At 43.1% G+C, this 12192-nt stretch carries 14 protein-coding genes; 5 read left to right on the top strand and 9 right to left on the bottom strand.

Annotated features, from left to right (window positions below; translation table 11 throughout):
* Position 1: 1 nt before the first annotated feature.
* Positions 2-1603, bottom strand: coding sequence for an NAD(P)/FAD-dependent oxidoreductase (locus tag VB775_RS23770; RefSeq protein WP_281008947.1), 1602 nt, complete (start codon positions 1601-1603; stop codon positions 2-4).
* Between the two features lie 112 nt (positions 1604-1715).
* The gene (gene leuS / locus VB775_RS23765; RefSeq protein ID WP_281008946.1) at positions 1716-4292 is read right to left on the bottom strand and encodes a leucine--tRNA ligase; all 2577 of its coding nucleotides are present in this window, start codon (positions 4290-4292) and stop codon (positions 1716-1718) included.
* A gap of 108 nt (positions 4293-4400) precedes the next feature.
* Between leuS and VB775_RS23760 the strand changes: the two genes are divergently transcribed.
* Entirely contained in the window at positions 4401-4607 is a 207-nt protein-coding gene (locus tag VB775_RS23760) for a hypothetical protein (RefSeq protein ID WP_281008945.1), read from the top strand.
* A gap of 115 nt (positions 4608-4722) precedes the next feature.
* Positions 4723-5289 (top strand): Uma2 family endonuclease, encoded by a 567-nt coding sequence (locus tag VB775_RS23755; protein WP_281008944.1) that lies wholly within the window; start codon positions 4723-4725, stop codon positions 5287-5289.
* On the opposite strand, the gene VB775_RS23750 is transcribed toward VB775_RS23755, so the two are convergent.
* Genes VB775_RS23750 through VB775_RS23740 form a run of 3 tightly spaced genes read right to left on the bottom strand, consistent with a single transcriptional unit; the run spans position 5286 to position 6580 of the window.
* Positions 5286-5873 (bottom strand): Uma2 family endonuclease, encoded by a 588-nt coding sequence (locus tag VB775_RS23750; RefSeq protein WP_281008943.1) that lies wholly within the window; start codon positions 5871-5873, stop codon positions 5286-5288. The two genes, VB775_RS23755 and VB775_RS23750, sit on opposite strands and share 4 nt — an antisense overlap.
* 35 nt (positions 5874-5908) lie before the next feature.
* Positions 5909-6295 (bottom strand): DUF1818 family protein, encoded by a 387-nt coding sequence (locus VB775_RS23745; RefSeq protein WP_281008942.1) that lies wholly within the window; start codon positions 6293-6295, stop codon positions 5909-5911.
* Between the two features lie 60 nt (positions 6296-6355).
* Entirely contained in the window at positions 6356-6580 is a 225-nt protein-coding gene (locus tag VB775_RS23740) for a DNA-directed RNA polymerase subunit omega (protein WP_094532780.1), read from the bottom strand.
* Between the two features lie 140 nt (positions 6581-6720).
* Between VB775_RS23740 and VB775_RS23735 the strand changes: the two genes are divergently transcribed.
* Positions 6721-7410, top strand: coding sequence for a response regulator (locus VB775_RS23735; RefSeq protein WP_281008941.1), 690 nt, complete (start codon positions 6721-6723; stop codon positions 7408-7410).
* A 146-nt stretch (positions 7411-7556) separates the two neighbouring features.
* On the opposite strand, the gene cruF is transcribed toward VB775_RS23735, so the two are convergent.
* The 4 genes from cruF to VB775_RS23715 all read right to left on the bottom strand — a co-directional run bounded on the left by cruF (position 7557) and on the right by VB775_RS23715 (position 10734).
* Positions 7557-8480: a gamma-carotene 1'-hydroxylase CruF gene (gene cruF, locus VB775_RS23730; RefSeq protein ID WP_281008940.1), complete on the bottom strand. Its 924-nt coding sequence runs from the start codon at positions 8478-8480 to the stop codon at positions 7557-7559.
* A 162-nt stretch (positions 8481-8642) separates the two neighbouring features.
* Positions 8643-9155, bottom strand: a complete 513-nt coding sequence (locus VB775_RS23725) for a tetratricopeptide repeat protein (protein ID WP_281008939.1) — start codon at positions 9153-9155, stop codon at positions 8643-8645.
* A gap of 159 nt (positions 9156-9314) precedes the next feature.
* Complete coding sequence (gene mutT, locus VB775_RS23720) at positions 9315-9734, bottom strand: 8-oxo-dGTP diphosphatase MutT (protein WP_281008938.1); 420 nt, start codon at positions 9732-9734, stop codon at positions 9315-9317.
* On the bottom strand, positions 9727-10734 hold the full coding sequence (locus VB775_RS23715; RefSeq protein ID WP_281008937.1) for a cysteine synthase A: 1008 nt from the start codon (positions 10732-10734) through the stop codon (positions 9727-9729). The genes mutT and VB775_RS23715 overlap by 8 nt, the downstream gene beginning before the upstream one ends.
* 375 nt (positions 10735-11109) lie before the next feature.
* Between VB775_RS23715 and VB775_RS23710 the strand changes: the two genes are divergently transcribed.
* Positions 11110-11562, top strand: a complete 453-nt coding sequence (locus tag VB775_RS23710; protein ID WP_281008936.1) for a universal stress protein — start codon at positions 11110-11112, stop codon at positions 11560-11562.
* A gap of 68 nt (positions 11563-11630) precedes the next feature.
* Positions 11631-11921 carry a (2Fe-2S) ferredoxin domain-containing protein gene (locus VB775_RS23705; protein WP_281008935.1) on the top strand — a complete coding sequence of 97 codons (291 nt, stop codon included), beginning with the start codon at positions 11631-11633 and terminating at the stop codon, positions 11919-11921.
* The last annotated feature ends 271 nt before the right edge of the window (positions 11922-12192 follow it).

The following is a 12192-nucleotide window of genomic DNA, read 5'->3' as shown; positions in this document are numbered from 1 at the left end:
GCTATGTCATTATACTCAACGCTACAGCCTCAGCGACTTTAATCCCATCAATCCCCGCCGAGAGAATCCCACCTGCATAGCCAGCACCTTCACCCGTAGGAAAAAGTCCTTCCACATTGAGGCTCTGATATTTCTCATTACGTTTAATCCGAATCGGTGAAGAAGTGCGCGTTTCTACACCCGTGAGCATCGCATCATCCATCGCAAACCCCTTGATTTGTTTATTAAAGGCAGGTAAAGCCTCGCGGATGGCAGCGATCGCATAGTCAGGCAAACTCTCACTCAAATCACATAAATTCACATTAGGTGCATAGGAAGGATGGACTTTACCGAGATCTTGAGAAGGACGGTTAGCAAGAAAATCCCCTACAAGTTGGGCTGGTGCGGCATAGGTTCCACCACCAAGCTCAAAGGCGCGAGATTCTAAGCGACGCTGAAAATCAATGCCAGCAAGGGGATGCTCTGGATAATCGTCGGGCGTAATCCCCACCACGATGCCGCTATTGGCATTCCGCTCATTACGCGAATATTGACTCATGCCATTCGTAACCACCCGCCCAACCTCAGAAGTTGCCGCCACAACTAGCCCCCCTGGACACATACAGAAGCTATAAACAGAACGCCCATTCTGACAATGGTGAACTAACTTATAGTCAGCAGCACCTAAAATTTTATTTCCTGCGTAATTGCCAAATCTCGCTTGATCAATCAGAGTTTGTGGATGTTCAATCCGAAAGCCAATTGAGAAAGGCTTGGCTTCAATATATACGCCGCGATCGTAGAGCATTTGGAAGGTGTCACGGGCGCTATGACCAACAGCAAGAACGATATGATTACTAGCAATATATTCACCACTAGCAAGGGTTACACCTTTCGCTTTGCCATCTTGAATGTCAATATCTTCCACTCGACTTTGAAAGCGAATTTCACCGCCGAGTGCTTGAATTTGAGCGCGAAAACTTTGAACGATGCCAACTAGTTTAAGCGTGCCAATATGGGGTTTATTGATGTAGAGAATCTCAGAGGATGCGCCTGCATTCACAAATTCAGTGAGAACTTTGCGCCCATAGTGTTGCGGATCTTTGACTTGGCTATAAAGTTTCCCATCGGAGAAAGTCCCTGCACCACCTTCGCCAAATTGAGCATTAGATTCAGGATTAAATTCGGCTCTTCCCTTCCAAAAGTTAAAGGTATCGGCAGTGCGATCGCGGACTGCTTTACCCCTTTCTAAAATAATGGGTCGAAATCCCATTTGTGCCAACATTAGCCCTGCGAACATCCCTGCTGGCCCCATGCCGATTACGATTGGACGAGTTTTTAAATTACTGGGAGCCTTGGTGACATATTGATAGCTCATGTCTGGCGTGGGCTTAACATGGGGATCTTTAGAGAGGCGATCGCCTAGTTGTTTCTCTAAAGGAGTTTCGACATCAACGATATAGACTAAATAGATATCTGTCTTTTTACGTGCATCATAACTGCGCTTAAAAATAGAATAACTAGTTAATTCTTCAGGCTTGATTTGCAGCTTTTTGAGAATTGCTAATTTCAGTGCATCTTCAGGATGATCGAGTGGAAGTTTAATTTCGGTAATTCGTAACATGGTCAGTGCAATTCAGATTTGATTAGTATAGGTTTTGAATTTCAAGCTTGAATTGGCATTATTTCAAAAAAGATCTGATCCGCCACATTACTGTAACGCATCAGATCTCGGATTAGACAACTACAAAATTAACCAACTTTCCTACAACAGCAATCACCTTCTTAATCTCCTTACCTTCGAGATACTTCTGGGCGGCACTTGAACTGCGCGCATACTCTTCCAATGCTTGCTTGTCATTACTAGCGCTAGATGGCACTTGGAGACTGCCACGTACTTTGCCATTGATTTGAATTACGAGGGTAATCTCATCAACGGTTAGTGCATCAGGATCATGATTGAGCCAAGGCTGTAAATGGATTGAGTCTGTGTGACCGATCGCTGACCAAAGTTCGTCAGCAATGTGCGGTGCAAAAGGAGCCAGTAAAGTTAAGAGAGTTTCCACACCTTCTAGGAAAGTAGCCGAACTCTTATCTTCCACATCTTGCAAAGCATTGCTCAACTTCATCATTTCCGAAATCGCGGTATTGAGTTGGTATCCTCCATCAAAATCTTCAGAGACTTCCTTGATAGCGATGTGAATGGCTCTGCGTAAGTTCTTATCAATTTTTTTAGAAATTCCATTCTGCTTGGTTTCAACAAAGCTAGAGACTAAGCGCCACACCCGATTTAGGAAGCGTTGCTGACCTTCAACATCGGCATCTTCCCATTCTAAATCCTTTTCAGGAGGAGCTTTGAAAAGAGTAAACATTCGCAAAGTGTCGGCTCCATACTTAGCGATCGCATCGACAGGTGATACCCCATTACCCTTAGATTTAGACATCGTGGCATAGAGCGCTTGCAACGGTTCGCCTGTTTTCGGATCTTTAGGATCTTTGGGATCAACTAAAGCGGAAGGAACCCATTTGTCCTTGCCGCCTTTATTGGGGTTCATGTAGGTCAGACCCTGCACCATGCCCTGAGTCAGCAATCTCGTAAAAGGTTCATCGAAATTGAGCAAGCCGCGATCGCGCAAAACCTTAGTCACAAAGCGTGAATAGAGCAAGTGCAAAATCGCGTGTTCCACACCACCAACATATTGATCGACGGGCATCCAATTATTGATGGCATTGCGATCGCCTATTTCTTGAGCATTTTTGGCATCGCTGAAACGCAAGAAATACCAAGAGGAATCGATAAAGGTATCCATCGTGTCGGTTTCTCGCTTGGCTGCTGTGCCGCATTTAGGACAAGGGACATTGATCCAAGAATCTTTTTGTGCGAGAGGCGAGGCTCCTCGTCCTGTGAGTTCCACATCTTCAGGCAAGATCACGGGTAAATCAGCATGGGGAACAGGAACGATGCCGCAACTAGGGCAATGGATGACGGGAATTGGGCAGCCCCAATATCTTTGGCGCGAAATCAACCAGTCACGCAAGCGATAGGTGATTTTGGCAGTTCCCCATTGATTTTTTTCTGCGAGTTCAATGATTTTGGTTTTCGCAGTTACGGAATCCAACCCATTAAATTCACCAGAATTGACCATGATTCCTGCGTCAGTATAGGCAGATTCCCTCACTCCCTGCCCCTCTCCCACGGGCAGAGGGGAGTTAGATTCGATTACGGTTTGAATAGGAAGGTCATACTGTTTTGCAAAGGCAAAATCGCGGACATCGTGGGCAGGAACGCCCATGACAGCGCCAGTTCCATATTCAAAGAGAACATAATCGGCTATCCAGATGGGAACTTCTTTGCCTGTGAAGGGATTAACTACACTCGCACCGATCGCTACGCCACGTTTAGGGCGATCATCGGAGGTGCGATCGATTTCGCTGAGATTTTTGACTTCTTCGATAAATTTGGTAACAGCTTCTTTTTGGGCTGCACTGGTCAAAGTCTCGACTAAGGGATGCTCAGGGGCAAGCACAACATAGCTCACACCGTAAACAGTATCAGGACGGGTAGTAAAAACTGTGATTTTCTGATCAGTGCCAACGATCGCAAAACTTAGCTCTGCGCCTGTGGACTTGCCGATCCAATTGGCTTGCATGATTTTGACATTAGATGGCCATTCATCGAGCTTGTCCAAATCTTGCAAAAGCTGTTCGGCATAGTCGGTGATTTTCAAGAACCATTGACGCAATTTGCGCTTCTCTACCAATGCACCCGATCGCCAAGATCTGCCCTCATTATCCACCTGCTCATTGGCAATTACGGTCTGATCGATTGGGTCCCAGTTAACCTTTGCCTCTTTTTGATAGGCCAAACCCGCTTCCAAAAATTGCAAAAAGATCCATTGTGTCCATTTGTAATAGTCAGGCGAACAGGTGGCTAACGCGCGATCCCAGTCGTAGGACAAGCCCACTTGCTGAAGCTGCGATCGCATATTGTCGATATTGGCGTAAGTCCATTTGGCAGGATGGGTATTGCGATCGATCGCTGCATTTTCCGCAGGCAACCCGAAAGCATCCCAACCCATCGGGTGCAATACTTGATAACCCTGCATTCTTTTGTAACGGGCAATCACATCGGTGATCGTGTAGTTACGGACATGCCCCATATGCAGATCGCCCGATGGGTAGGGAAACATTGACAGCGCATAGAATTTCTTTTTGGTTGCATCAATTGCGTTACTTACTTTGTCAAGTTGTTTCTCTGCCCAAATTTTTTGCCACTTGGGTTCGATCTGCTGAGGATTATATCTGCTGTCCATTACTTATCAATCAATATGCGAATATGAATGTGAGCAGTACTTAGTACCACTCACATTCAGCAATAATACTAAATATTAAGACTCAACTAACCTAATCAAACTTAATTTATGTCACCCGATTATATAAAAGCCCAATTAATTCTGCTTATTGCCATCGTGGCCGCGATCGCTTTTGTTGGCTGCATTTACGAAATTTCCTACGGCGCACCAGATTTTGGGTTTGCAACGACTTGGGCAATTTTGCTAATCAGCTTACCTGTGGGTGTCTATAGCTTTGTTAAAGCAGTTAGCTTAGCCAGAAAATCAATGAATTAAAATCTAGGCATATAGCTAAGAGGTTTGCCCAGCAAACTTTTTAGCTATTCCATAAATTTGATAATTTAGCTATTGCATAGACTCGATAAACAACCATATTGTTAAGTGAAATCTTATGACAGCCCAATTAATTGCGCCCAGCACCCATAAATTCACGACCCATCAATACAACCTCATGCATGAAGCGGGAGTATTTGCTGAGGGCGATCGCCTTGAATTAATTAACGGAGAAATCAGAGAAATGTCACCCATTGGCAGAAAACACGTTGCTTGTATTATTCGACTAGTTAAGTTATTTGAGAAAAAATTGGGCGATCTCGCTATGGTTTCCGCTCAAAATTCTGTCCTATTAAACAATCATGCCCAGCCACAGCCAGATATTGCTGTCCTTAAATGGCGTGATGATTTTTATGAGGAACATTTACCAACACCTGATGACATTTTGTTGATTATCGAAGTTGCGGATAGCACGATCACCTATGACCGAGATGAAAAAATGCCCCTTTACGCAGCCAATGGTATTCCTGAAATGTGGCTATTTAATGTGAATAAAAAAATTATTGAAGGCTATACACAACCATCAGCATCAGGCTATAAGCGGATGCAGCGCTATGAGCAGGGTGATACCCTCTCAATTCTTGCATTTCCTGACATGATTTTTAATTGGTCAGAATTATTTTAAATTCCCGCTTTTATAAAAAACTGTTCTGAAGTTACTGCCAAGTTAGGAAATAAATCATCAGTGATTTGGCGATCGCCTCGATAAGTCTCAGGAGGGCGATCGGCAAAAAATACCGTCAGGCTCCGCATCGGTGGATAAATTACCCAAACACGATCCACGCCTGCGCTCAAATAATCCATCGCTTTTTGAGCTAGCTGATTAAAAATTTGATCTGGCGATACAATCTCAATCACTAATTCAGGCAACACTGGACAAGGTGCATCTTCACGCCAATCTGAAGCAAGACGCTCATGGGAAACATAGAGCAAGTCAGGCACAGGAACCCAATCTTTATCCCTTCGTTTTAAGACCACTGACCACTCTACCCTCACGCGCCCAAACCCATCACACCACGCTGAAAGCTCAACCCAAAAAACAGTTGTTAAGGAAGAGTGAAAAAATTTAGGTGACATTTTTTTAATTGCTTCTCCTTCAACTAGCTCATAACTTTCATCTATATCTGGCAATTTCAAAAACTCCTCTAAGGTTAATTTTGGCTTTACCTCTGAGTCAATTACATTTTTTTCAATAACAACACTGGTCATGTTTTCGCCCCTAATCAAATTAGGCAAGTTATGTCTTAATTTAGCAAATGGGCGATCGCCTCAATCAAAAAAGGCACAGCACCCTCATCCCAAAAGCCTTCTGAACGTCGCCCCGTTAATAACTGAAAATGCAAATTAAAAGCGTGAGGATAGCCATTCACCTCAAGGCAAAGCTCTTCAGTCTCTAAGGTACAGCAAATTTTTTCCCCATCTGACAACTCACCTGCCATCAACTGCATTGTCTCTGCAAGTTGCGATGCTAATTTACAAAAATCTTTAAACTCACCCTCAGTTAGCTCGATCGCCCAACTGTCTGCCCCCACCAGTCCCTTATATACATCCGCATCTGAGCGCCAGCCAACTCGCCAACCCTCCCCACAAAGCAGATGCTTTGCTGCGTTTTGATCCGTGAAATTTAACATATTTCTTTGAGAATTTATAGTTTGTCGTACAAAGCGCGACAAACTATAAATTTAAGCCTTTCAGTCGCTTAGAATTTCAGGCTGGGAAATTTCATCAGACATTTCCATAATGGCGCGGAGGATCGGCTTCATCATGCGATCGTCATAATCATCATCTTCATAGCGTCTGAGCTTGGCACGATTAGCCACTTGCACAGTAATACGATAACGATTAGAAGAAGCATCTATCAGTTCTTCGACACGACGAATAATTTGTGATGAATCAATAGTGTAGCGTTTTGCCATAAAACCGAAAGAAAATGAGTCTTTTAAGTCTAACGCGATCGCGCTCATCTTGAACCTGTCAGAAAATATTTAAACCAATCAAGTTTTGTGATGTAATATGATGGTCTCGCATAGCTATTTGGGGCGGATTCTTCAAATCCATGACTGCAAAGAAAGTACTGGTAATTGACGACAGCATCATGATCCGCAAAATGGTCAAAAGCATTTTGTCAGGAAAATATGATGTCTTAGAAGCAAGTGATGGCAAATCAGGGTTAGATGCTGCTCGCCGAGCCTTTCCTGACCTAATTTTGCTTGATTTCGTGATGCCCAAATACAATGGTTATCAAACCTTACAGGCAATCCGTCGTGTCGAAGGATTGCAAAAAGTTCCTGTAATCATGATTTCGGGGCTGAAGGAACAAGTCACTGAGCATGTGCCTGAGCCATTCACTGAGTTTGACTTCCTTGAAAAACCCTTTGAAGCGGATGTATTAGTTGCTCGCATTCAAAACTTTTTAACACCTGAACCTGCTCAACCCGTTTCAGCAGCGACTGCTCGATCTGCACCTGCTGCGGTTAGAGAGATGCCGCGTACCGAAGAACCCAGTCTACAAATGATCGTTAATCGACTCACTGCGACTGAGACTTTGTTAGTACAAGGAATCGAAAATTTGATTCAGCGTGAAGTTGTAGCGCGGTTTAATGAGTTAAATGCTCGAATCGATCATCAAGATCAGGCGATCAATTCTTTGACTCAGCGCATGGAAAAAATCTCAGAACAAATTGATCATCAAAATAAAGGTTTGATGGTGATTTTGCGAGAGTTAAAATCTTTACAAAACAAATAAAAAAGGGGAGGCGCTTTGCGCCTCCCCTTTTTTATTTGTTTTGTAAAGCTAGGCAGAATTAATTAAAATTCAAAAGGTGTAAAGTTTCGCCCCATAGGGGCGAAACTTTACACCTTTTGGTAATTTAATTTACTTTGCACAAGTACTTAACGAGTAGCAATTGTTTCTACTTTGGGCGTATCTACTGCTATCACTGGGATATTTGTAGAAGAGTTAGCGATCGCTTCTTCGTCTTCACCATTAGGAGTAGAGAAATAAAGCACCACAATTGGCAAGGCTCCAACGACAATACCTAACAAAGCTGGAACGTAAAAACCTGCATTAAAGCTCAATATCAACGCAAACATAAAGTTTCCTGCATACATGATTGTAGGGAAAATGATTTGTTGACGATTGAGAATTGGTTGATTGTCTTTGCCCCAAATTAGTGAGGCAACTGTCATAAATACGCAGCCAGTCCCAAACCAGCCAAAAAAGTTTTGGTAAGGCATTCCGTAGAATTCGCCTGCTTGATGCCATTCCCAGAAAGGATAGGGTGTTTGGCTCATTGCGGGATCAAGTACAAAGTCCCACGATGTCAGCATTAAAGATCCCAGAGCGATCGCCGCAATTCTATAGCCCCAGCCTGTGCCGAAGCGCATTAGAGTTGCTGATACTAAGAACGCAGAAAATCCCATGTAAAACCATGACAGGGGAATTGTGAAAGGTACTAAATCTGCAATTTTGTAACCTAAACCACTGAGATAAGCATAAGCACCAAAAGGAAAACCAGTACTAGTTCCTAGTAATTCACTACTTAGGGAAAGTCCGATCGCAGGAATGCAAAATGCAAGTGTGCGCTTGAGCCCGATAGTTTGCTTCCCATAAAGGAAAGCGGCGATCGCGCCAAAAATCATGTAGGATGCACCGCCATTTTGCATTCCCCATGAAAAGACTTGCAAACCAGCTTCAGACAAGCTTTCAATAAACTCGGTATTTGGCAGTACGAAAACCAAGCCAAATAGACCAAACACCATTGAAACTAGGTGCATTCCTAAATTAATCCATTGTGCGGGGATCGCTCTCCTCATCACGCCATTTACTCCCAGAAATAGTTGAAATTTACTTGATTAAGTTTGAATTTTGCTTTAATTAACTTAACAAAAGTATAAGCTAGCATACCATTCATTTTTGAGTTTGATGTTTACAGCACTTAAAGCTAAAGAATAGCGACACGAATTAGCACTATTGGCTCATTTTGTTGTCCAAATTGCTAAAAGCAGTAAAGAAACTGCGATCGCAAACCACAAAAAGTTATTGTTGCTTTCGGTATTTGGCTTTTCAAGAGGAACTTCACGAAATGGCTTTTGACTATTCTGGTTGGTAATGTTACTTCTTGCCACTGGCTTCGATTGGTAACTATCAGGTGATTGTAAAATCGGCACTTCCGATACAACACCTTCAAGTTTGCTTAACTGTGGCGCAGTCAAAATTCCCAACATGTAACGGGCTGATTTCCGCACACTATTAACTGGGTGCTTTTTAAGGCTACGACATAGGGCGATCGCCTCTTCAGTTCTACCCATTGCATCATAGGCATTGGCTAGCCATATGAGAATTTCGCCACCCAAAGTGGTTTCTAAAATAGCTAAAGCACGGGCGCGTTCGAGTAGGGCGATCGCCTGTTGATAGTTGCCACCCTCAAAGTTGCTCACTCCTTGTTGATATAGCTCCGACGCTAGTTGTTCCGCACTGATTTCTTCCATCAGTAAATTTCTTACCTCGATTAGTAAAATTAGTCAGGCAATTGTGAACAAGAGTTACTTTATAGCGCTTATCAGTCTATTGTTTCCCAGACTTTGGCGGGGAAGCACTTCGCTTGTTTGAAAAGCGCTAAGACACGCTTATCCGCAATTTGATGATTTTTATTCTTTTAATGCTTGGACTATTTGATAGTTAGCGGCGGGCAATTGATAGGTATCTAATTCATCAACCGTTACCCAGCGGATTTCTGAACAAGCGATCGCCTGCGGTTCACCTGAAATATGGGTACAGTGATGCACGATTAAACTTACTCTCAATGTTTCATATTCAAAATCGACGGTGATCAAATGATCGCCAACTTCCACATCGATCGCTAGTTCCTCTTGCAACTCACGCTTGATACACTCTGCCGCAGTCTCATGCCTCTCAATCTTCCCACCTGGAAATTCCCAATAGCTAGCCAGTTCGCCCTCAGGCAAACGACGATCAATCAGGATACGTTGGCGATCGCGATCCCAGACCACACCAACACCGATACAGCGATACTTTTTCGTTGTTAAATCAGTCCTCAAATTAGTCATCAATAAACTCCAGCCCTGTAGCCAATGGAGATAAACCTTTTTCTGCTAGCCATTCTGGGTTATACATTCGGCTCTGATATCGACCACCACCATCACAGAGAATTGTCGCGATCGTGTGACCTTTGCCTAGTTTACGCGCCAGTTTGACTGCACCAACTGCATTTAGCGCCGCCGAACTGCCTATAAACAAGCCATCATGCTTTAGTAAATACTGTGCCATCTCGATTACTTGCTGATCAGTACCTTGGAAAGCCCCATCAAGTCTTGCCCGATTAAAGTTTGCTGTTGCTCGATTGATGCCAATACCTTCAGTAATCGAACTACCTTCAGCCTTAAATTCACCCTTAGTCACGTAACTATATAAACCTGAACCAGTGGGATCAATTAAATAGGTAGCAATTTTAGGGTTTTGTTCTTTGAGATAAGCCGTCACTCCGCCGATCGTACCACCAGTACCAGAAGACATAACAATTCCATCTAGTTCGCCGCCAGTTTGATTCCAGATTTCAGGTGCAGTCGTATAGTAGTGCGCGTCAGAATTAGATAAGTTCTCAAACTGATTTGCCCAAAAAGAATTATTAACTTCTTCCGAACGCTTCCGAGCAACATGATAGTAATTGTCAGGACTAGCAAAAGGTGCAGGGGTAGTTAGTTCTACTTCAGCGCCCAAAGTCCTGAGTAAATCAATTTTCTCTTGCGATTGATTACTAGGCATCACAATTACACTGCGATAACCACGTGCATTAGCAACAAGAGCTAAACCAATGCCAGTATTGCCTGCTGTCCCTTCAACAATCGTACCGCCAGCTTTGAGGGTTCCCGCTTTTTCAGCTTCTAACACCATAAATAGAGCAGCGCGATCCTTAACGCTACCACCTGGATTCAGAAATTCAGCTTTGCCTAAAATAGTGCAGCCTGTCGCTTCTGAAAGAGATTCAATTTTAATGAGGGGGGTATTACCCACAGAGTTAGCAAAACCAATACGAATATCGCGTGTCATGGAATATTACAAGAGATGAACTACAGCAAAGATTTACAACTTGTTGATTAACTTCAGTATATTTGGGTCTGTAATTAGTTATATAGATATTTGCAAATTTTGGATTTTCTCAGATTATTTCGGTTAAAGGTAAGCTATTGCTAATAAACACGCTAAATTAACCCTATCTTGAAAATTAAAATTGGCGATCGCCATATGTGGATGAACGTATTAGCTCCTAAGTATTTATACTAATACGCGAAAGTGTGACAACACTTTTGAGAATTAAAAACCAAACCCAGTAAGGGTTTTTAAATCAAGAAATAGCGTAGCCATTTCTTGATTTGGTATTACCAAGCATTGCAGTCACTATAAGTTCTATATTACGGTAAGCATATGAAATTTTTAGTTGCTATTGATGGCTCTCAAGCTAGCGAACACGCTCTTGCAAAAGCTTTAAGCTTTGCAGTTCCTCTAGAAGCCGAAATTGTCTTGTTGACTGTTGTTGAACCACTTAGTAGTTATATCCCTGAGGTTATGCTGCCGACAGGTGATTGGGTTGGTTGGCGTGGATTGCCCGATGTGGAACTGGAGCGCAAAATCTTAAATGCAGGTCAAGCCCTACTCCAAAAAGCCCAAGACACTTGTCAAGCTTCCCAGATTAAAAACCGTACTAGACTAGAAACAGGACAGCCTCGAGATGTAATTTGCTATGTGGCAAAGGAAGAAACCCCCGATTTAGTGATTTTGGGATCGCGAGGGTTAGGTTCGATTGAAAGGATGATGCTAGGTAGTGTCAGTGATTATGTGATGCATCATTGTGTCTCACCAGTTCTCGTCGTGCGCTAAAGTCCAAAAAGTCTAAAAGCACTACCAATTAAGACTTCTAGACTATATTCAACAATGCGATCGCCATCTTGGATAGTTCTCCCAGCCGTCAAGTTCTTGTTTGTCAACATCGCACCTGTGCCAAGGATGGTGCAGATAAAGTTTTGGCAACATTGCAACAGCAAAAAATTGTTAAGGTCAGTGTAGAAGCTTGTGGCTGTCTAGGGCTATGTGGCTCTGGTCCTATAGTTGTTGTATTGCCAGACAATATCTACTATTGGCATGTTACGCCTAAAAAAGCCCAGACAATAGTTGAAATGCATTTACTTGGTAACGAACCGATCCGTTCAATGATGCATCCTCGATTACATCCCAATTAGATCAATAACGCAGAGAGCTATGCCCTACCTTAGTTTAGCGTCTGTTCGACAATGGCGAAAAATGGTAAGCTAAGCGATTCTTACCATTTTTCGCCATTTGTGGCGTGTGAAGCACGCCGCAAATGGCTATATTGAACTCATGTTAACGTGAGTTCGATGGAGTAGACAAAAGCAAAAGAAAAGCTGAGACTAGGTTTGACAAACTAAAAGCCTCAGCAATATGAACAGTATCGTATCGCACTTGGATATCACGCGAATCTTCTGTGAAGTG

Source organism: Pseudanabaena sp. CCNP1317, from assembly GCF_034931345.1.
In the GTDB taxonomy this organism is placed as follows: domain Bacteria; phylum Cyanobacteriota; class Cyanobacteriia; order Pseudanabaenales; family Pseudanabaenaceae; genus Pseudanabaena; species Pseudanabaena galeata.
This window is presented reverse-complemented; position numbering and strand designations above follow the sequence as displayed.

Bases quoted from the DNA above. Each gene is read 5' to 3' on its own strand.
- VB775_RS23770 (WP_281008947.1), bottom strand. From the start codon at position 1,603: ATGTTACGAATTACCGAAATTAAACTTCCACTCGATCATCCTGAAGAT.
- VB775_RS23760 (WP_281008945.1), top strand. From the start codon at position 4,401: ATGTCACCCGATTATATAAAAGCCCAATTAATTCTGCTTATTGCCATC.
- mutT (WP_281008938.1), bottom strand. From the start codon at position 9,734: ATGACTAATTTGAGGACTGATTTAACAACGAAAAAGTATCGCTGTATC.
- leuS (WP_281008946.1), bottom strand. From the start codon at position 4,292: ATGGACAGCAGATATAATCCTCAGCAGATCGAACCCAAGTGGCAAAAA.
- VB775_RS23710 (WP_281008936.1), top strand. From the start codon at position 11,110: ATGAAATTTTTAGTTGCTATTGATGGCTCTCAAGCTAGCGAACACGCT.
- VB775_RS23745 (WP_281008942.1), bottom strand. From the start codon at position 6,295: ATGTTAAATTTCACGGATCAAAACGCAGCAAAGCATCTGCTTTGTGGG.
- VB775_RS23750 (WP_281008943.1), bottom strand. From the start codon at position 5,873: ATGACCAGTGTTGTTATTGAAAAAAATGTAATTGACTCAGAGGTAAAG.
- VB775_RS23740 (WP_094532780.1), bottom strand. From the start codon at position 6,580: ATGGCAAAACGCTACACTATTGATTCATCACAAATTATTCGTCGTGTC.
- VB775_RS23735 (WP_281008941.1), top strand. From the start codon at position 6,721: ATGACTGCAAAGAAAGTACTGGTAATTGACGACAGCATCATGATCCGC.
- VB775_RS23755 (WP_281008944.1), top strand. From the start codon at position 4,723: ATGACAGCCCAATTAATTGCGCCCAGCACCCATAAATTCACGACCCAT.
- VB775_RS23715 (WP_281008937.1), bottom strand. From the start codon at position 10,734: ATGACACGCGATATTCGTATTGGTTTTGCTAACTCTGTGGGTAATACC.
- cruF (WP_281008940.1), bottom strand. From the start codon at position 8,480: ATGAGGAGAGCGATCCCCGCACAATGGATTAATTTAGGAATGCACCTA.
- VB775_RS23725 (WP_281008939.1), bottom strand. From the start codon at position 9,155: ATGGAAGAAATCAGTGCGGAACAACTAGCGTCGGAGCTATATCAACAA.